Source organism: Nitrosopumilus sp. (assembly GCF_025699255.1).
In the GTDB taxonomy this organism is placed as follows: domain Archaea; phylum Thermoproteota; class Nitrososphaeria; order Nitrososphaerales; family Nitrosopumilaceae; genus Nitrosopumilus.
Genome location: NZ_JAILWA010000002.1, coordinates 80,913 through 99,413, shown reverse-complemented (window position 1 = coordinate 99,413; position 18,501 = coordinate 80,913). Strand labels below are relative to the sequence as shown.

At 32.4% G+C, this 18,501-nt stretch carries 26 protein-coding genes and 1 tRNA gene; 9 read left to right on the top strand and 18 right to left on the bottom strand.

Annotated elements, in window-relative coordinates; all coding sequences use genetic code 11:
* Window positions 1-54 precede the first annotated feature (54 nt).
* The 4 genes from K5781_RS02605 to K5781_RS02590 are packed head-to-tail and all read right to left on the bottom strand — an operon-like array spanning window position 55 to window position 1,492.
* Window positions 55-411 (bottom strand): reverse transcriptase-like protein, encoded by a 357-nt coding sequence (locus K5781_RS02605; protein ID WP_297440422.1) that lies wholly within the window; start codon window positions 409-411, stop codon window positions 55-57.
* Entirely contained in the window at window positions 401-844 is a 444-nt protein-coding gene (locus tag K5781_RS02600; RefSeq protein ID WP_297440420.1) for a hypothetical protein, read from the bottom strand. Before K5781_RS02600 ends, K5781_RS02605 begins: the two co-directional genes overlap by 11 nt.
* A gap of 35 nt (window positions 845-879) precedes the next feature.
* The gene (locus K5781_RS02595) at window positions 880-1,164 is read right to left on the bottom strand and encodes a hypothetical protein (RefSeq protein WP_297440418.1); all 285 of its coding nucleotides are present in this window, start codon (window positions 1,162-1,164) and stop codon (window positions 880-882) included.
* A gap of 25 nt (window positions 1,165-1,189) precedes the next feature.
* Window positions 1,190-1,492, bottom strand: coding sequence for a winged helix-turn-helix domain-containing protein (locus K5781_RS02590; RefSeq protein WP_297440416.1), 303 nt, complete (start codon window positions 1,490-1,492; stop codon window positions 1,190-1,192).
* Between the two features lie 96 nt (window positions 1,493-1,588).
* Here K5781_RS02590 and K5781_RS02585 point away from each other — a divergent pair, with 96 nt between their 5' ends.
* Window positions 1,589-2,470 (top strand): radical SAM protein, encoded by an 882-nt coding sequence (locus tag K5781_RS02585; protein ID WP_366847868.1) that lies wholly within the window; start codon window positions 1,589-1,591, stop codon window positions 2,468-2,470.
* On the opposite strand, the gene K5781_RS02580 is transcribed toward K5781_RS02585, so the two are convergent.
* Both K5781_RS02580 and K5781_RS02575 read right to left on the bottom strand, forming a co-directional pair.
* Window positions 2,467-2,919 carry a hypothetical protein gene (locus K5781_RS02580; protein ID WP_297440412.1) on the bottom strand — a complete coding sequence of 151 codons (453 nt, stop codon included), beginning with the start codon at window positions 2,917-2,919 and terminating at the stop codon, window positions 2,467-2,469. The genes K5781_RS02585 and K5781_RS02580 overlap by 4 nt on opposite strands.
* A gap of 40 nt (window positions 2,920-2,959) precedes the next feature.
* Window positions 2,960-3,211 carry a hypothetical protein gene (locus K5781_RS02575; RefSeq protein ID WP_297440410.1) on the bottom strand — a complete coding sequence of 84 codons (252 nt, stop codon included), beginning with the start codon at window positions 3,209-3,211 and terminating at the stop codon, window positions 2,960-2,962.
* A gap of 81 nt (window positions 3,212-3,292) precedes the next feature.
* On the opposite strand from K5781_RS02575, the gene K5781_RS02570 reads away from it, so the two are divergent.
* On the top strand, window positions 3,293-3,784 hold the full coding sequence (locus K5781_RS02570) for a hypothetical protein (RefSeq protein ID WP_297440408.1): 492 nt from the start codon (window positions 3,293-3,295) through the stop codon (window positions 3,782-3,784).
* A gap of 19 nt (window positions 3,785-3,803) precedes the next feature.
* On the opposite strand, the gene K5781_RS02565 is transcribed toward K5781_RS02570, so the two are convergent.
* Both K5781_RS02565 and K5781_RS02560 read right to left on the bottom strand, forming a co-directional pair.
* Window positions 3,804-4,661, bottom strand: coding sequence for a CBS domain-containing protein (locus K5781_RS02565; RefSeq protein ID WP_297440406.1), 858 nt, complete (start codon window positions 4,659-4,661; stop codon window positions 3,804-3,806).
* A 14-nt stretch (window positions 4,662-4,675) separates the two neighbouring features.
* Entirely contained in the window at window positions 4,676-5,092 is a 417-nt protein-coding gene (locus tag K5781_RS02560) for a universal stress protein (RefSeq protein ID WP_297440404.1), read from the bottom strand.
* Between the two features lie 107 nt (window positions 5,093-5,199).
* Here K5781_RS02560 and K5781_RS02555 point away from each other — a divergent pair, with 107 nt between their 5' ends.
* Both K5781_RS02555 and K5781_RS02550 read left to right on the top strand, forming a co-directional pair.
* Window positions 5,200-5,484: a hypothetical protein gene (locus tag K5781_RS02555; protein ID WP_297440402.1), complete on the top strand. Its 285-nt coding sequence runs from the start codon at window positions 5,200-5,202 to the stop codon at window positions 5,482-5,484.
* 76 nt (window positions 5,485-5,560) lie between these two features.
* Complete coding sequence (locus K5781_RS02550; protein ID WP_297440400.1) at window positions 5,561-5,956, top strand: DUF6659 family protein; 396 nt, start codon at window positions 5,561-5,563, stop codon at window positions 5,954-5,956.
* Here the strand turns inward: K5781_RS02550 and K5781_RS02545 are convergent, their stop codons facing one another.
* The 4 genes from K5781_RS02545 to pstC form a co-directional block, all read right to left on the bottom strand.
* Window positions 5,957-6,616: a PhoU domain-containing protein gene (locus K5781_RS02545; protein ID WP_297440398.1), complete on the bottom strand. Its 660-nt coding sequence runs from the start codon at window positions 6,614-6,616 to the stop codon at window positions 5,957-5,959. It lies immediately after the preceding gene.
* Window positions 6,616-7,362 carry a phosphate ABC transporter ATP-binding protein PstB gene (gene pstB / locus K5781_RS02540; protein ID WP_366847867.1) on the bottom strand — a complete coding sequence of 249 codons (747 nt, stop codon included), beginning with the start codon at window positions 7,360-7,362 and terminating at the stop codon, window positions 6,616-6,618. The genes K5781_RS02545 and pstB overlap by 1 nt, the downstream gene beginning before the upstream one ends.
* A gap of 83 nt (window positions 7,363-7,445) precedes the next feature.
* Window positions 7,446-8,375 (bottom strand): phosphate ABC transporter permease PstA, encoded by a 930-nt coding sequence (pstA, locus tag K5781_RS02535; RefSeq protein ID WP_297440394.1) that lies wholly within the window; start codon window positions 8,373-8,375, stop codon window positions 7,446-7,448.
* Entirely contained in the window at window positions 8,372-9,349 is a 978-nt protein-coding gene (gene pstC, locus K5781_RS02530) for a phosphate ABC transporter permease subunit PstC (RefSeq protein WP_297440392.1), read from the bottom strand. Before pstC ends, pstA begins: the two co-directional genes overlap by 4 nt.
* 134 nt (window positions 9,350-9,483) lie before the next feature.
* Between pstC and K5781_RS02525 the strand changes: the two genes are divergently transcribed.
* Window positions 9,484-10,506, top strand: coding sequence for a phosphate uptake regulator PhoU (locus tag K5781_RS02525; protein ID WP_297440390.1), 1,023 nt, complete (start codon window positions 9,484-9,486; stop codon window positions 10,504-10,506).
* Between the two features lie 22 nt (window positions 10,507-10,528).
* Here K5781_RS02525 and pstS read toward each other — a convergent pair whose 3' ends face one another.
* The 4 genes from pstS to K5781_RS02505 form a co-directional block, all read right to left on the bottom strand.
* A complete protein-coding gene (gene pstS, locus K5781_RS02520; protein WP_297440388.1) occupies window positions 10,529-11,779 on the bottom strand; it encodes a phosphate ABC transporter substrate-binding protein PstS in 1,251 nt (416 codons plus the stop codon).
* Window positions 11,780-11,862: 83 nt separating this feature from the next.
* Complete coding sequence (locus K5781_RS02515) at window positions 11,863-12,663, bottom strand: transcriptional regulator (protein ID WP_297440386.1); 801 nt, start codon at window positions 12,661-12,663, stop codon at window positions 11,863-11,865.
* Between the two features lie 39 nt (window positions 12,664-12,702).
* A complete protein-coding gene (locus K5781_RS02510) occupies window positions 12,703-13,671 on the bottom strand; it encodes a nitroreductase family protein (protein ID WP_297440385.1) in 969 nt (322 codons plus the stop codon).
* Between the two features lie 41 nt (window positions 13,672-13,712).
* The gene (locus tag K5781_RS02505; RefSeq protein ID WP_297440883.1) at window positions 13,713-13,895 is read right to left on the bottom strand and encodes a hypothetical protein; all 183 of its coding nucleotides are present in this window, start codon (window positions 13,893-13,895) and stop codon (window positions 13,713-13,715) included.
* 73 nt (window positions 13,896-13,968) lie between these two features.
* On the opposite strand from K5781_RS02505, the gene K5781_RS02500 reads away from it, so the two are divergent.
* Window positions 13,969-14,151 (top strand): hypothetical protein, encoded by a 183-nt coding sequence (locus K5781_RS02500; RefSeq protein ID WP_297440383.1) that lies wholly within the window; start codon window positions 13,969-13,971, stop codon window positions 14,149-14,151.
* Window positions 14,152-14,493: 342 nt separating this feature from the next.
* On the opposite strand, the gene K5781_RS02495 is transcribed toward K5781_RS02500, so the two are convergent.
* A tRNA-Val gene (locus K5781_RS02495) sits at window positions 14,494-14,568 on the bottom strand.
* Between the two features lie 79 nt (window positions 14,569-14,647).
* Between K5781_RS02495 and K5781_RS02490 the strand changes: the two genes are divergently transcribed.
* Together K5781_RS02490 and K5781_RS02485 are read left to right on the top strand one after the other, a co-directional pair.
* Window positions 14,648-15,664, top strand: a complete 1,017-nt coding sequence (locus tag K5781_RS02490; RefSeq protein WP_297440381.1) for a glycosyltransferase — start codon at window positions 14,648-14,650, stop codon at window positions 15,662-15,664.
* Window positions 15,665-15,709: 45 nt separating this feature from the next.
* On the top strand, window positions 15,710-17,125 hold the full coding sequence (locus K5781_RS02485; protein ID WP_297440379.1) for an aspartate kinase: 1,416 nt from the start codon (window positions 15,710-15,712) through the stop codon (window positions 17,123-17,125).
* 149 nt (window positions 17,126-17,274) lie between these two features.
* Here the strand turns inward: K5781_RS02485 and K5781_RS02480 are convergent, their stop codons facing one another.
* Complete coding sequence (locus K5781_RS02480; RefSeq protein WP_297440377.1) at window positions 17,275-17,481, bottom strand: hypothetical protein; 207 nt, start codon at window positions 17,479-17,481, stop codon at window positions 17,275-17,277.
* Window positions 17,482-17,576: 95 nt separating this feature from the next.
* Between K5781_RS02480 and K5781_RS02475 the strand changes: the two genes are divergently transcribed.
* Entirely contained in the window at window positions 17,577-18,491 is a 915-nt protein-coding gene (locus tag K5781_RS02475) for a branched-chain amino acid transaminase (RefSeq protein WP_297440375.1), read from the top strand.
* Window positions 18,492-18,501 lie beyond the last annotated feature (10 nt).

Sequence of the window (18,501 nt, the reverse complement as noted above, 5' to 3'; positions counted from 1 at the left end):
ATCTAAGGATTTTGTATAATAAAGTTATTCTCGAAAATTCCTGATCTCTGATTTTTAGCTTCCCAGCATTTTTCCGGCCAGATTCTCTTTTCTTGGAACCCAAATTATAGAAAGATTGGAATATTTTCCAATTATCTCCCATGCTTCTCTAGCTAAATTTCTTAATTCTTCATTATTTATTGCAAATTCATGATTTAGTTGGTTTACAGTATTTTTTGAATCACTGTAAATTTTTACTTCTTGATCTAAATCTACATACTTGTTTAAAGCTGAGATTATTGCTAGATATTCTGCCTGATTATTAGTCAAATCAGGTTTTTTTTCATAAAATGATTCCCCGGTTTCTTTAACAAAATACCCATATCCACTATCTGTTCCACCAGAACCATCAACATAGATACTAATTCCCATCTTTATACAGCCTCGTTATCTTTACAATAAGATTTAGAACTATCATGTAAATAATTGTAGAGATTCCTTGAGACATTATTGATGCTAGGTATGGATCATAGTTTATTGTCAGAAAATAGTATTGTAATGCCCATCTAGCAACAGTATATACAACTTCAGCAACACCTAATGAAGTAATTAATTTTTTAAGATCATCTTTTAGTTTTACAGTATCAGTTTTGCCGGATTCTAATCGATATTTTTTTCTATTATCTAAATAAAATAGACTGCTAAAAACTGAAAAATAAATCACATAGTCAGCAATTGTAGTATATGTTGTGTTAAGATAATCTTCTTGATCTGATAAAACTTGAGCAATAATGGCAGAAATAATTATTGATGCTGCAAATGCAATGAGAATATTCTTGTTTAGTTTTAGATACTCTTGTAACACATACTAGAATATTGTCTGTTACAAATAAACTAAGATTAGTCCAATGTAATTTTCAAAAATATTATCAATCCTGCAAGTTCGGCAATTCCTACACCTAACATATATGGGAAAATTTCATGAGAAAAAATCTCTTCCATTGAAAAATATGCTAAAGCACCAATGACATTATGTAAAAATAACATTCCTGCTACAACTATCATGCCTAATGGAATCTGAGCTCTGGTTTTGGCATACATTTTTCCAAATATACAGATTAGAATTCCTAATATTCCCATATTTGCAATTGAGACAATAGACAATACTAAAGAAGTAGATTCCATTTAGTGTAAAACACCTGCTGAGCTTTTATTTACTTTTGTCCAATTTTCCTTCAATTTCTTCAAATGTCTCCATATTGACTTCAAGAAAAGTTGAGATGAAATACATTACATTGTATTTCTCTCCAACTTTACTAATCATGTTATTTTTTTCTAATACTCGTATATGATGCTGAATTGCCTTGTAATCAAGACCTAATTCATTAGATAATTGATTTGTGTTGAATGGTTTTTCTTTTAATTTTGAAATTATTTTTAATCGATTTAATCCCCCACGAGAACCTGCAAAAACAAACCACAAGAGTCTTTTTGCATCAGGATCACTAGCCATGATTTATGAAATTCTTTCTCATTTACTACTAAAAGGTATTCTGAGACAAAGTAGAAAGTATAAAAAACAAATCATACAAATTTGAATGAATCAAAAATGATGTTAAATTACGATGCACCTCTTTACAGACCTCCTTCAGAAGCTAGATCATTAATCTTTCAAGTAACTTTAGGTTGTTCATTTAACGAGTGTTCATTTTGTGATATGTATAGATCAAAAGAATATTCTGAAAGATCGTGGGATGATGTAAAATCTGAAATTGATATGATGGCAGAATATCTTCCAGATACCAGACGTGTATTTCTTGCAGATGGAGATGCACTTAATCTTGATTCAGAGTACATGATTAAAATTGTAAAATACATTAGAGAAAAATTTCAGAATATTGAAAGAATTTCTTGTTATGCAATGCCTATGAACATTCTAAAGAAAACTTCTGAGGAATTAAAGAAGATGAATGAAGCAGGATTAGACATGTTTTATTTGGGAATTGAAAGTGGTTCGGATATTGTATTAAAAAAAGTGACAAAAGGTGCTATTGCAAAAACTATCATTAAATCAGTAAACAAAGCAAAAGAAGCTGGATACATAATGTCATGCATGGTAATATTGGGATTAGGAGGAAAGAAATATTCTAAAGAACATATCAAAGGAACAGCAGAAGTTATCAGTGCATGCTCACCACATTATGTAGGTGCTTTAACACTCTATTTAGAAAATGGAATCAAACAAGAATTCATTGACAAGTATGAAGGAGAATTTGTTAGAATTAATGATGATGAATCATTAGAGGAGCTTTATGATCTGATAAAACAAATCGAAACTAAAGAAGAAATTGTTTTTAGAGTAAACCATGGTTCAAATGCATATACTGTAAAAGGAACATTCCCTCAAGATAAGCAAGACATGTTAGATAAAGTAGAATGGATGAAACAACATCCAGAAATTGTGCGTCCACAAGGACTACGTGGATTCTAAGCTAGATTATCGCGATATTGGTGTACTACCTTGAAGATTTTAACTGAATAATCTCCATCAAATATTTTGCTTGTAACACCATTATCAGAACTCAATACCCTAAATCTATACTCGTAACTTCCATCACTATTCACATCTGTCTGGGCAAAGTGAACTGCATCATTTTCTTGGAAAATTTGAATTATTACTGGGTATCCTTCTACATGATTTGCAATTTTTCCTTCAACAAATGCCCATGGCAATGCATTATCTTCAGGAGTGTGGAAAAAGAGAGATGTTTTTTCAAGTGCAATATTTCCATTTAGAGGAATCGTTTCAGTTTGGGATTCATGTGTATGATCATTGATTAGAACTTGCCCTGAATGTGGATGTGCAAAAGCAGAGTCAAGAGAAAAAGACAAAAGGAAAGTTAAAGTCAAAATGCTAGAAAATAAAACTATTTTATTCATATCAAAATCTTTGATTATAGTAGTTTAAGAATTTTTCAAACTAAAGACTATCAATTACGGATTTAAGATGGTCTGGAAGTTCTGGCAATTCAGTATGACTCTCATTATTTTGGAGAATTTCAGGTCCAATTCTCCTTACTCGTTGAGTTCCAAGCAGAGTGTCAATATTTCTTTGAATATCTTTTTCAGACATGACAGATTTGAGTTTCTCAGTTACTATTGCTTCATTTTCATATTTTTTTATCCCGTACTGAACAATTATGGTCTTCTCTTCAGATGATAATTCTGTCATGTTTTTGACATGCAGTTTATGGCTAAGAATCTTTGGTTAGTCAAATATAGTTAAAATATGATGAATTGTAAATCAACCTGCTTGGTAAGCAAATTACAATTAATTTCAAATGTTCTTACAACAAAGAGATATGCATCTATTGCAATAATTAGTGGAACAGGATTAGGAATAATCTACTATTTTTTGACAATGTCAATGCTTCCTTCTCATTTAGGAACTACAATGGAAATAATGCCAAGTTACATAATTACATCAGTAGGACTAACAATTTCAATATCAGCATTAGCTGGAATCAACTTTGCAATGATGGCATTCAAAATTAAAAGAATGAAAATGATGAATTCTGTTAAATCAAATTCTTCAACAATATTAGGAGGAGCATTTGCTGCATTTACTCCTGGATGTCCAGCTTGTACTGCACCTCTAGCAGTAATTTTAGGTGCTGTAGGAGGATTATCATTATTTCCAATGCAGGGATTAGAATTGAAATTCATTTCAGTAGGAGTATTGATTTTTTCAATTTGGTGGATTGCAAGAGGTTTACAAAGCAAAAGCTGTTGTAAAATAGGATAAAATTAATTCAAGAATTCTATTATTTTGATCTGTTATCAATGTAAATAGCTTTTAAGATGTCAGTTTTACTTACAACACCACCAAGTTTTCCATTAATTCGTACACCAACTCCATTAATTTTATTCTGAATCATTTCTTCACAAGCTACAGTAAGATCTTCATTGAAATCTACAGATTCAAAATTACTAGTCATGACATCTTTTGCTTTAATTGTATTTCCAAATCCCGAGTCAGATAGAAATCCTTTTCTTGTAAATACAACTGATATTGCAGGATCAGAACTATCCAGTACAGCATCAGTATTGCCTTGTTCTAGTGCAACATGAAACAAGTCACGAAATGTCATGATTCCTTGAGGTTCATTGTCTTGGTTTTTTAAGAAAATTCTAGATATTTTTTGTTCAATCATTTCAGATACAACATGTCTAAGGCTAGTTTCATAATCCAAAGAAACGTAAGATATCGTCATGACATCTCCAACGGTATGTTTGTTTGCATAGTTTTGGATATAATATCGAGCAATGTCAGTTTTAGTAATAATTCCAATGAGACCTTTTTGACTGGAGGTAACACCCAAAGAACCAATTTCCTTTTCAAGCATAATTTCTACACATTTTTCAACACTCATGGATTCATTTACAGAAGTCAAAATGTTCATTATTTGTGAAATAGGAATTTCATCAAGATTTTTTTCTGAATCGTCTTCAAGTAAAAATAATCCAACATCTTTTTCTGTAATTATTCCAACAGAAGAACCATTTTCAGTCACTATCAATCTACTAATTTTATTTTTTAGTAGTTCTGAAATCGCATGACTAAGAGAGGCATTTTTTTCAATGGTAATTGGTTTTTGTAAAATAGAAATTAAATCAGACAATTCAGTTCTCCAAACTACTTGATTAGATATACAGGGATTTTGGATTTTTGAAGAACATGATTTGATACACTTCCTATCATGTCCTTTGTTGCAGAACCAGAACCAGTTGTACTCATTACTATATGATCAAATTTTCCGGTTTTGGCAGTATGTAGTGTTACATGCCCAGGAGAGCCTCTAAGGATTTTTGTGGTGAATTTTACATTCTTGTTTCCTGCACGTTTTTCTGCTTTTTTTAGGATTATTTTTGCATCGTCTTCTAGTTGTTTATCAAATGCCTTTGTTCTTGGTCCCCCATCAACTACATGAGGTATTACATGAATACCAGTTACCTGACCATGAGTAAATCCTGCAAGAGTTAATGCTCTATCTAGGGCTTCAAAGGATTTTTTTGAACCATCAATTGGTACTAGAATTTTGTTAAGATCCATGAAAAAAACCTAAAATCATCCCATATTAAGAGTAAAATTGATTCTCAATTAAGAAATTGATCATTTGAGATTATTTGTAAGATATTGTCTTATATTTTTGTATAAATTTGAAAAATCCGTTTAGTAAAAAAAATAATTGTATTCAATGTGATGCAAAATTTTCGAATCACGAAGATTTAGTTGTACATGTCAGACATGAACATCATAAAACTATTGTAAAATGTCAAAAATGTGGCAAAGAATTCATTCATGAAAAAGACAGGCTTCATCATGCACGAAAAGAGCATGAAGAGGAGATGAGAAAAAGATCACATAGAAACTCATATCCTGATGAGTATCATACTCAAAATAGAGTGGACAAATTCAAATCTAGATTTAGTGATAAACTCTAATCATTTAATTTTTAAATTAAAATCCCATTTAAGATAAATCAAATTCCGTTAAATATAATGAAGATGTTTTCATTATATGGCAGACAAACAATTTCCTATTGAAGAAATTAAAAAGAACATTAAAGATATTTTGACTGAGCCAGAAATTCGATTTTGTGGATTAATTGATAGTTCAGGAGAATTGATTGTAGGAGATTTTAGAGAAGATGTAGTTCCTTTTGAAAATGATGCAAGAAGAAAACAAATGTATCAAGAATTAGCACATAGAGTAGGAAATCGACAAGGATTTGATGCAAGTTTAGGCAGAGTGAAATATTCATCTTCAAGAAGAGAAAATGTAGTCATGATGAGTTTTCCAATTGGAAAGTATGTGATTATGGTTACTGCTGAGCCTAGCGTCAACATAGACAGATTAGCTTGGAAGATAATTTACAAATTAGAGCATCAATGGTCTGAATTTCACGGATTTTGATTAAGAATAATCAGTGTGAGATGCAATTCTTTTTTCACTAGGTTTGTGTTTTCCTGTAACAATATAGTTGATAGCATCACTCATGAAAACTGCATGATCTCCAATCCTCTCAAGATAACGTAAGAGTAATGCTTCAGCTAAAGCACATTTGGTATTATTTGATTCAATAAGTTTGGGCAATCTTTCTTTGTACATTTTATCAATGAATGCTTCATCTTCTTGAATTTTTACAGCTTTTCTAACATCTAGTTGTGCAAAAGAGAGAACAGCTTCTTTTATCATGTGTTTTACTTTTTTTGTAATTTCAAGCAATGATGCATTTGTACATTCAGAAATATCTCCAAACAAGTCTCTTACTTCAGTTATATCATAAGCATATCTTCCAAATCTTGAAAATGCATAAGATATTTCAGTTGAAGAGCGAATCATTCTAAAATCATCAGCAACAGGTTGATATTTTAACAACATATCAAAAATTAAATCTTCTACTTCAAAGTACTTGTTACGAATTGAGTCAGATAATTCATAAACTTCATTGTGATTATCTTTTCCTTCAAGATACGTATCAACTGCAAGTGAAACACATTCTATGGCCATGTCACCCATCTCAGACATTATTTGAGATAGTTTTTCAAGTGAAGGATCGATTAATCTAGTCATTATCCAAATTGGCCCTGGACATATTTTGCAGTTAATTCATTTTTTGGATCAGTGAATAGTTTTTTTGTCTCTCTAAATTCAATTAAATCTCCAAGATACATAAATCCAGTATAATCAGATACTCTAACTGCCTGTTGCATGTTGTGAGTGACTATAATTATCGTGTAATCTTTTTTTAATTCTGTTATTGTTTCTTCAATTTTTTGTGTGGCAATAGGATCAAGTGCTGATGCAGGTTCATCCATCAACAATACTTCTGGCTGAATTGCCAATGCTCGTGCAATACAAAGTCGTTGTTGTTGGCCTCCAGACAATTCTATAGCAGATTTTTTTAAATCATCTTTAACTTCGTCCCAAAGATATGCCATTTTCAATGAATCTTCTACAATTTCATCAAGAATTTTTTTATCTCTTACACCATTTAGTTTTAGACCAGCAACTACATTATCATAAATAGACATAGTTGGAAAAGGATTTGGTTTTTGGAATACCATTCCAACTTTTCTTCTATGGTAAATAGGATCAATGGATTTATCATAAAGATCAATATCATCAATCATTACTTTTCCTGTAACTGATGCATTTTTTGTCATATCATGCATTCGGTTTAGACATCTAAGAAAAGTAGTCTTTCCACATCCAGAAGGGCCAATTAAAGCTGTAACAGATTTTTCTGGAAATTTCATTGTGATGTTCTTTACTCCAATAAAATCACCATAACGAATTGTAACATCTTCAGCAATCATTTTGTATTTCTTTTCAACTTCAGGTGTAGAAGAAGAAATATCATTAGAAGTTGTAATGTTTTGTGGGGGCATACTTAATGCAGTCATTTTTGTTTAGACACTCCTTGTTTAATTAATCTCCCGATCAATCCATGACCTCTTTTATTTGCAAAGTAATATCGTATTCCCAAATTAATTCCTAGAATGATTATTATCAAAACCAAAGCAGAGCCCCATCCTTGGAGTTGTGCACTATCATATGGTAGTAAAGATAATCTCCAAATTCGCAAAGGCAATGCATCCATTGGAACATCCATGCTGCTAAAGAATTGACTACTTCCAAGAATAGTCATGATCAATGGTGCAGTTTCTCCACCGATTCTAGAAACAGAAAGTAAAATTCCAGTTATCATACCATTTTTGGCAGCAGAAATTACAATTCTAAACGTAATTACCCATTTTTTTAAGCCTAATGCAGTTCCAGCTTCCCGATAAGTTACAGGAACCATCTTTAGAGATTCTTCTGTAGTACGTGCAACAATTGGAAACATAATCAAAGACAATGCAAAAGCACCAGCCCAAACTGAAAAATGACCTAAAATCAAAACGATCATCAAAAACGCAAAGATTCCAAGTACAATAGAGGGAAACTCCATAAAGACATCATTGAAGAATCTAATGGATTTGGCAAGCTTATTGTCCCCATATTCAGATAGATAGATACCAGACATCACGCCAATTGGAACTCCAATCAAACTAGATAACCCAATTATTATCAGAGTTCCTTGAATTGCAGGTCCAATTCCTCCTTCACCGGAACCAATCGCGCCAGGGGTTTCAGTTAGAAATTCATAACTTAATGCTGCAGCACCATTTTTGAAAACTTCAACTAAGATACTCCCTAGTGGAATTATTGCAATTATTACACAAGCAAATACAATTATTCTAACAGCTTTATCTACAAGTAATCTTTTTTCTACGTTTGATTTGAATAAAGCTCGATATTCCTGTCGACGTTCTTGTGTTGTGGTCAATTATTGATTGCACCTTCTTTAACTTTGAGCATTCTAGTAACAAGAATATGTGCAACTACATTGATCACTATTGCTATTAACAACAAAACTAATGCAACTCCAATTAATGCTGGAAGATGTAATGATGCAGGTGACGCTTCAACAAATTCATTTGCAATAATACTTGACATGGTTTGACTTGGTTTGAAAAAAGATGATGGGATTGCTGCAATGCCAGTTGCATTTCCAATTAACATAGTTACTGCCATAGTTTCACCAACAGCTCTTCCCAATCCAAGTATTGATGCACCAATTAAACCAGTTTTAGAATATGGAAATACAGCAAGTCTAAACATTTCCCATTTTGTTGCTCCTAACATGTATGCTGCTTCTTTTTGTTGTTGAGGAACTGCTTTCATGATTTCTCGTGAAACCGCAGAAACAGTAGGAATAATCATAATGGCTAAAATTACACTTGCAGTGATAATGTCTAATCCAAATGGAGTACCAGAAAATAACCAAATAGAATCTCCAAATGCATCATGAAGGGGTTTTTCAATCCAATCTTTAAAATAAATTCTAAAAACAAAAAGACCCCACAGTCCATAAATTACACTTGGAACTGCAGCCAATAATTCAACTAGAAAACCTAATGGTCCACCAATTTTTGCAGGAGCATCTGAGATAAACATTGCAATCCCAAGACTAAGAGGGACCCCTATTGCCATAGCAAGTGCTGCAGTAGCCAAAGTTCCCAAGATGTAAGGTAACGCTCCAAAGGATTCACGATCTTCAACTGCATTCCAATCAGTTCCTACAATGAAGGATAAACCGTCTTCTTCCCAAATTGGATAAGATTCAGAAAATAATTGAAAAACCAATAATGCAATCATGATTAAAACATAAACACCTGCAAGGGTTGCACCGATTTTGAAAACTTTATCAGAAATTGGGAGCTTTCCAGGTTTTTCTGGTTTTAGTCTTGCTCTAACCACAATTTTTGTTCCAAAAATAGTGTTATCTAAAAAATGATCATAAATTATGTAGAATATGATTTAGATGTAGATCTATATAGTTTATAATCAGAAGTAGTATAATTACAAAAATACAACTACGATCACAGAAAATAATGTCAGAAATTAAGCAATTTAGACGATTACAAGTAACTGGTGGCTCCACATATACTGTGTCATTACCAAAAACATGGATTGATGAATTAGGGTTAAAAAAAAATTCCAATGTCACCCTAATAAAAAATCGTAATGATTCAATAACATTATTTCAAGAAGAACAAAGTAAAAAAACAAATGCAATTGCATTAATTGGAAAAAAAGATACAAAGGAATCTCTAAGAAGAAAAATTATTGCAATTTATCTTTCAGGATACAAAACTATTGAGATTAAAACAAAAGGCATAGAAATTACCAGTGGACATAGAGGAGCCATTAGAGATTTAGTAAGAACCACATTAATGGGTACAGAGATTATTGAGGCAAGTTCTGAGAAAATAGTTTTACAAGTTTTAACACAACTTGCACAACTATCATTTGATGTTGCATTAAAGAGAATGTACATTACTGCAACAAATATGCATCAAGATGCCATAGAGGCATTAAAAGAATTAGATGTAGAACAATCAGAAGAAGTTCTCAAAATGGATGATGAAGTAGACAGATTTAGTCTTTATTTGATGAGAAACCTAAATTTATCATTAGAAAACGTGCAAGTTTTGCTAGATTCTGGGCTCGAAAAACCCTCAGATTGTCTTGGATACAGAACAGTTGTAAAATGTGTTGAAAGAATTGCAGATCATGCAGGACTAATTGCAAAAAAAGTAAAATATCTAAATTCACCAATAGATAAAAAAATTCTAAAAGAAATTGACAACATTAGCAAAGAATCATTGACTGTTTTTGAAAATTCGGTTTCTGCACTTTCAAAAAGAGATTATGAGATGGCAGAAAAAGTTGCATCAAGTGTAACCAAAGTAATAGAAAAAGAGAAAAGTCTAATGGATTCTCTTAAACCAAGTGACAATATAGCAATTATAAAATTGATTTTAGAAGATATTAGAAGAACTGCAGAATATTCAAGAGATATTTCTGAAATTGCGATAGATGAAACAGTGCAAAGTGTTATTGAAGAATCTTAAAAAAATAAAAAATAGAAAAAAATTAGACTTTGAGAATGCCTTGTTGGATTAGATATTGTAATCCATTGATATAGTCTTGATCAGTTATCAATCCTTCAGACCACCACTTTGCATTATCTCTAATCCATTGTGGAATTCCCAAATCTGTACTTGCATCAGCTTCATAATTCCAAAGAGTTTCTCCATCATAGGTTACTTGGGAGAGACCATGTTTACCAAGTTCTACCACTTTATCTGCAAGTGGAACATATAGTAAACTAGATGAGAATTCTTGTCCATCAGTAATCATCCAATATATCATATGGATGACAGCTTTTGCTTGTGCTTTGCTATCAGTTACAGATTTTAGATCATCATAGACTAGCAAGTACGTAAAACTTGCAATAGGATATGAATCAGATCCTGGTGCATTAACTAACGATACATCAACCCAACTATCTTCAGATGAAGGTAAAGTATCTGCTACTCCACTAGATGCAGCAGAAATACTGTCTAGCGTAGGCTCAATAAAGGCAGTTTTATCTGCATTTTGTATTGATGCAAAACTCATTCCGGTTTGGAATGCATACGCAAGTTCAATATAGCCAATTGAGTATTCGGTGGACTTTACAATACCTGCAACACCTTCATTTCCTGCAGCTGCAAGACCTGAAGGCCATGGTACAGATTTTCCTTTTCCTATCTGTTCATCCCATTTTGGACTAACAGTAGCCAGATAATCTGTAAATATGAAAGTGGTTCCTGAACCATCGGATCTATGTGCTGTAACAATTTCATGATCAGGGAGATTTAATCCCGGATTCTGTGAAGCTATTATAGGATCATTCCATCTTGTAATTTCTCCTAAGAAAATTTTTGAAACGGCTTCTGCTGTAAGCTTTAGACCTTTGTTTGGAACTTCAGGAAGATTATAAACAACAGTAACGCCTCCAATTGACTCTGGAATATGTAATGTTCCTGTTGCAATGTCTCTTTCTTTTTGACTCATGGGTTTATCTGATGCTGCAAAATTTACAGTTTTTTCAATATGCTGTTTTATTCCACCGCCACTGCCAATTGATTGATAGTTTAGATTTACGTTGTTGTATACATTGTTGTATTCAACTCTCCATAGATCGATGAGTGGAAATGGGAATGTTGCTCCTGCGCCAGTCAAAGTAAATTCTTGATTTGGATCAGGTACATCAGGGGATGTTGCTGCTTCTGCGTATAATGGAGTAACTATAGCTCCAAGTGCAGTTAATAAAATCAGTAACGATGTTTTTGTCTTCATTGATTAAACTGGTTTGAAAATTTTATTTACAAATGCTAGTCATAGATTACATTAGTTCCATATACTATATAGAAAAAAATTCATTATTCTTTTAGCTTATTTTCTCTAAATATGTCAGATCCATACCAACAGTATCTAAAATAGTCAAGACACCACTCATGGAACATTGGATCATCTGAATAAAACATCTCACTAATGTCAGATTCACCATCAAGAGTAGGAAACATCAAACAGGCTTCTTTTTCATTTAGAACAACCACAGTTTGGACATTTTTTTCCATTTTACGCTCAATTAGGCCTTTTTCTATTAATTTATCAAATCCCAATTTTTTTAGAAGAGTTTTTCGCCCTTTGGGAACAATTGCAGATTCTGAAAAAACATAGTTGAATTTCACTCCTTTTTTGATTTTCTTTACTAAAGGCTCTATCAAATCCAAAGGAACATCAGATAGAATCTCATAGACATATTGCTCAGAATTTTTGTAAATTATTTTCCACTGTTCTAAAACTTTTGAAACTCCTTTGATGTATTGTGCATTTGCAAGTTGACCACAACGCATCTGAAACTTGTGAGGAACATCTCCAAAGTTATGCTCTTCAAAATATTTTCTATTCTTGGAGAAAAATACAAGTGATGGAACCTGTGTACAAATAGTTTGTCCAAATGTGGTTAGAGAATATTTTCCACCAACATTTTTTTTAATTAATCCTGCTTTTTCTAAGCGTAAGAAATTTCTATGGACCTCTTGTTTTGTTGCATCAATTTCTTTTGCAAAAGCAGTAGGGGTATTATTTTTTGCAAGCAATCCAATCAAAATGCTTAACCGTTGTGAACTTGCAAGCTCTAAAACATAATCTGCAGTCTTATCTATAAGATCAGTCATCAAGAATAATACTCAATGCAAGATAAAAAGGATTGTAAGTTATTCAATCACTTTGATGAGATCTTTGAGTTTTCTTCTTGATTTTGGAGGTTTTTTCTTGTCAGGATATCCAATACATAAAATGGATGATGGTCTAAGATCAGTACCCAAAATCTTTTTGACTTTATCTTCATCAAACATTCCTATCCAAATAGTACTCAACCCCACTCCTGAAGCAGCAAGTAATGAGAATGCTGCAGCAATTGTTGCATCCTGTAATGAGAATTTATCAAGAATTTCTGAGGGGAATTTGAGTTTGACTCTTGAAGGATCCATACAAAAAACTAGAACTACAGGGGCATTAACATAAGGTTGATTGTTTGCAGCTTCAACAAGTGCTTCCTTTGTTGTTTTATTTTTGATTAGAAATACCTGAAATCCTTGAAAGTTTCCAGCAGAAGGTGCTACATCTGCAGCTGATAAGATTTTATCAATTTTCCAATCCTCTACCTTAGTTTTATCAAATTTTCTAGTAGAACGTCGAGTTGAAAATACTCTAAACAGATCAGTTGGGGAAAGATCCTGTCTTATTTTTTCAGGCTCAGATGACAAAATAGCTTGTATCAGAGATTTTTTTGTTTCTTTAGAATCAGCTTCTTCTTTGACTTTGGTGTCATCTCTAATCCATATAGACGGATAGAATTCTTTGGTTCCAATATACACATATTGTGGTTCATGAGGAACTTTGGCAAATTCTAAAAGTTTCTCTTGAATGTCAGTTGTTTTTGCTTCAAGTAATCTATGATTTGTTAAGATAAACTGTGTAACATCGGAATTAATTCTAATAAAGCTTGTTTGATCTTCTAGTTCCACTTCACCTACTGAATTATTTTTGAAAATTTCAACAAGATTATTCAATTCTGTTTTGTTGAGAATTATTACATCAGTATCATCTTCATCTATACCTTGCCAAACTAATCTACATCCATCCTTTGAGGTGTATGACGGTTCAACAGATTGGAATTGCATAACACTATTCATAATTCATTATTATAAAAAAGAAATTGTTGCTAGCTGAATATACCGCTAGCAACAGAGTAGGCACCTATTCCCATTCCTATTACTGCACCTATTCCCATGCAGAGGAGGTCAAATTTTATGACTTTTTTGAATGGAGCGTGTACCATTTTATCCCAGTTTGAGATTTGTTGGTTTTTCATGATTATAGTTAGTGATGGAGTTAGATAGAACATGGTAAAACATGGAGATTACAAGTAAGCTTAATAGCTGACCATGGATAATAGGGAATTATGAAATAAGTTAGTCATGAAAATGGATTCATGTAGAAAATGTGGAATTGAAATGGATGTGAACCAAACATGTTCAGTTTGTAGAGAGCCAATTAAATTCAAATGTAAAAAATGTCATTATTTTACAGATGAGCAAATACATTCTACATGTAAACTAGTGGATATGAATTACAAACAGCCAGTTTTTGATGTGATATAACAATAAACGAATAGAAAGAAAATCACTCTATTCTGTAGAGATTTTTGAACAGTTGTTTGATATTTGTTATTCAATAATTTTGAGGAATAAATAAAATTGGATCTTAAGACCAAAAACGATTAGTTGTTTGGTGACAGCTCCAATTACAACATGTTTTTCAAAATAGTATTTAGATCGTACTGATAATTTCTACTATTCTCTTTTAAGCAAAATCACTTTATGAAAAAATGGTATTCCTACAAGAGTTATTTGTCATAGTTTACCAGCGTCCAAGGATTGGGCATATTTTGGCCCAATCTTTTATTATTAGATGTAAATTCAGTCACAGATAATTATTAAAAATGGGCCCACGGGGATTTGAACCCCGGATCTTCGCCGTGTAAGGGCGACGTCATAACCGACCTGGACTATGAGCCCAGAAACCTACCTTGTTAAAATCCATTTAAACTTTGAGACAGGTAAAAATCTAGAAATTTGATTAAAACATGAGAAAATCATGAATGTTTTTAGTTTCTTTTCTAGTCCAATTGGTTTAGGACATGTTACTCGAGATATTGCAATTGCAAATAATTTTGAAAATGTTTCAACAAATTTTATTACAGGCAGTGGAGCTGCAAAAATTCTAAAAAAATTAGATTACAATGTACACGACGTATACAATCCACCATCATTTATGATTGAGAATGGAACATTAAAGAGTCCAATAAAATGGTTATGGAATTATTATCAATACTACAGGGATTGTAAAAGCATTTCCGAAAAAATTCTACAAAAGAATCAGCCTGATTTGGTAATCAGTGACGAAGATTTTGCATCATTAACTATTTCACAAGAGATAAAAATTCCTACAGTTCTGATAACGGATGTTTTAGAAACGCATTTCACTAAAGGAATAGCATCATTTATTGAAAAAAAAATGAACAAATCAATGCAAGAAATAATCAAAAAATGTGATCTAGTAATTTTTCCTGAAAAAGGAAAAGATGAAGATAACATCAAAAGAGTGGGTCCAATAGTTAGACAAACAAAAAATAATAGAGAAGAATTAAGAGAAAAATTTGGTTTTGATAAAAAGACAATCATCATATCCATAGGAGGAACTGATGCAGGATTGTTTCTAATTGAAAAAGCATTAAAAGTTCTTTCAAAAATTAATCAAGATGTAGATATAGTTCTAGTTTCAGGACCAGCAGTAACCAAAAAATTTGAAAATGTAAAAAACTTAGGATTTGTGGATAATTTGCATGAGTTGATTTTTGCAGCTGATGTTCTAATTTCTTTGGCAGGAAAATCGACAATCGATGAAGCAAAAGCTTACGGAACACCAGCAATATTCATACCAATCAAAGGGCATTTTGAACAAGAAGACAATGCAAAAGAAGAGGGGTTTTATTTTGAAGACATTTACAGACTAGAAGAATTAATTTTAGAAAAACTTGAATCAAAACGAAACCAAGTAAATGCAGACGGTGCCATAATCGCATCAGAAATTATTCAAAAATTGGTGGTTTAGCAATCAAATGCTTAATAGAAGGCCATGAGATTTTGAAAAAGTACTATGACTAAACTAATTGTTGCCAAATTTGGTGGCAGTGCATTAGGTCCCAATGGAGAAACAATTCCTCAAATTATTCAAAGAATTACAAATTTGAAAAAAAATTCTAAAGTAATTACGGTTTTTTCAGCCCCATTAACAATTTACAATGAAAAAAAGCGTTCATTGACAGACATTATTTTAGAACAGGGAAGAAATGCAGAAAAGGGAATTATGCCATCTTTGGATGTTGTAAAGACAACCTATCAGAAGATTCTAGAACTAGTAGATGAAAATAACAAAGAAAATTGTAAAAAAACGATAAATTCCCACCTAGAAAAAGCACAAAAAGCACTAGATGAAGCATTTGAAAACAAAGAGTTTGCCAACGAAGTACGTTCTCAAGCACTGGCATTCTCAGGAGAAATTTTGATGTCACATGTCATGAATCATATTCTGCGAAGTAATGGGATCAAAAGTGAAGGAGTAGATTTTGAAGATTGGCCAATTATAACTGATAACAATATTGAATTTACAAACTTTCTAACATCAGAATCCAGAGAAAAAATAGATAAAATTTCAGAACTAGTTGATAATAACGAGGTAGTTACTATTGGAGGATTCATAGGGAAAACCACAGATGGGATCCTTACTACATATGAGCGAGGGGGTTCTGATAGAACAGCTGCTGATTTAGGAATATTATTTCATAAAAAATATGACACAAGTGTAGACTTTGAGAAGGATAGTGCAGTAGTTTCTGCAGATCCAAAAATTGTAAGTTCTGAACTAAGAGAAGTGATGCAATTGTCATACAATGAGGCAAGACTTGCAGGGATGTTTGGAATGAAAATTTTAGATCCAATTGCAATCAAAGAAATTGTAGAAAATGGAGTAGACATGCCAATTACAATTACAAACATGAAAAATCCAGAACAAATTACTATAATTAAAAGAAATTTACCAGAACAAAAAGGTCATCCCATCAAGATTGTAACAGGTAAAGAAAATTGTGCTATTTTTAGAATTGAAACTAGTGCAATTCAAAAACTGTTGACATCTTTAGAAAAAGACAAACATTATAGTGAATTTGTTATTTTATCGCCATTTACAAAAGATGGAATTGAATTTTCTAGAATATTATTCCTTGACGGAGAATACGTAAAAAGAAATGAGAAATATCTTTTAGCATTTGATTCACTTGCAACTATTACATACAATAGAGGAGTAATTACATTAATTGGAGATGAAATGTGGAGAGTTCAACAAGTGGCATCTAGAACCAGTGCAAAGATTGGTGAAGCAGGATTAAATATTTTGAACATGGATGCACAGGAAGAGACATCACGGATAATTATTGTAGTAGAAGATACGCATGACAACATTACAAAAGCCATTAAAGCAATACACCAAGAAATTTCAAATATTAATTTTATTTAGTGTAAGAGTGGCGTTACGGGCTTTCACCTGTAAACGCCATCATGGGTTTGTTCTTGGACCTTTATCTAGAGTTAGTCCGGCGTTACCCAAAACACGCGATACTATACGTTGCAATTTCTAGTATTTAGACCTGATCTATATAGATCTGTTCACATACGCTCAGCTGCGTACCACAAAATAATTCCAATACCCAATAACGCATACCACTTGAAATTTTTCTTATTCATGAAAATATTGGCTGAGCCTAAATCCTCATCTTTGTATACAGTCAAACGTATTTTTCTCATCTCAAAAGCCTGACCAATCAAACCCACCACAAGGCATACAATTCCAGCAAAGCCCAGTGTCCATTCCATACTAGAATTTACAATTAATCAGATATGTAGTTTGAGATATTGAATAAAAGTTAGAAAAATAATTCTTTAAATTAGCATGTATTTTTTGCTCTCCTATGAAAGAAGTGGGTAAAATATGGATGAATGGGAAATTAGTACCATTCAAAGATGCCAAAGTTCATGTTTTAACTCATGCATTACATTATTCAACATCAATTTTTGAAGGGATTAGATGTTATGATACGCCAAATGGATCAGCAATTTTCAGATTACCAGAACATGTTGATAGATTTTTCAAATCTGCAAAGCTATATTCAATGAAAATGCAATTTTCAAAAAAAGTAATTTCAGATGCCATAATCAAAACAGTTCAATCTAGTGGACTCAAAGAATCATACATCAGACCATTAGCATACTATGGGTATGGAACAATGGGATTGACCCCAACCACAAACAAAGTGGATATTTCAATTTCATGCTGGGAATGGAAGATGGGTGAATCAAAAGCCGGTAAATTTTCAGGGGCAAAATGCAAGGTTTCAAGCTGGACAAAGATTGATTCAAGATCTCAGCCAATGCAAGCAAAAGCTGCATCAAACTATGCAAACGCAGCTCTTGCAAGAATGGAAGCATTAGAAAATGGATATGATGAAGCAATTATGCTAAATTCACATGGTAAAGTAGCAGAAGGGAGTGCTGAGAATATCTTTATTGTAAAAGATGACATCATTCAAACTCCTCCACTTTCTGCAGGAGGCTTGGACGGAATAACTAGAGACAGTATAATACAGATAATAGAAGAAAATGGGGGATTTGTAATCGAACGGGATTTAGAGAGAGATGACCTGTATAATGCCGATGAAATTTTTATGACAGGAACTGCAGCTGAAGTAAAATCAGTAACTCAAATTGACAAGGTAAAGATAGGAACAGGAAAAATGGGTGTCATTACCAAAGCATTACAAAAATCATTTACAGATGTAGTTATGGGCAAGGATGAAAGATTCTTGCCTTGGTTAACTTTTATCTGATCTCCATGAA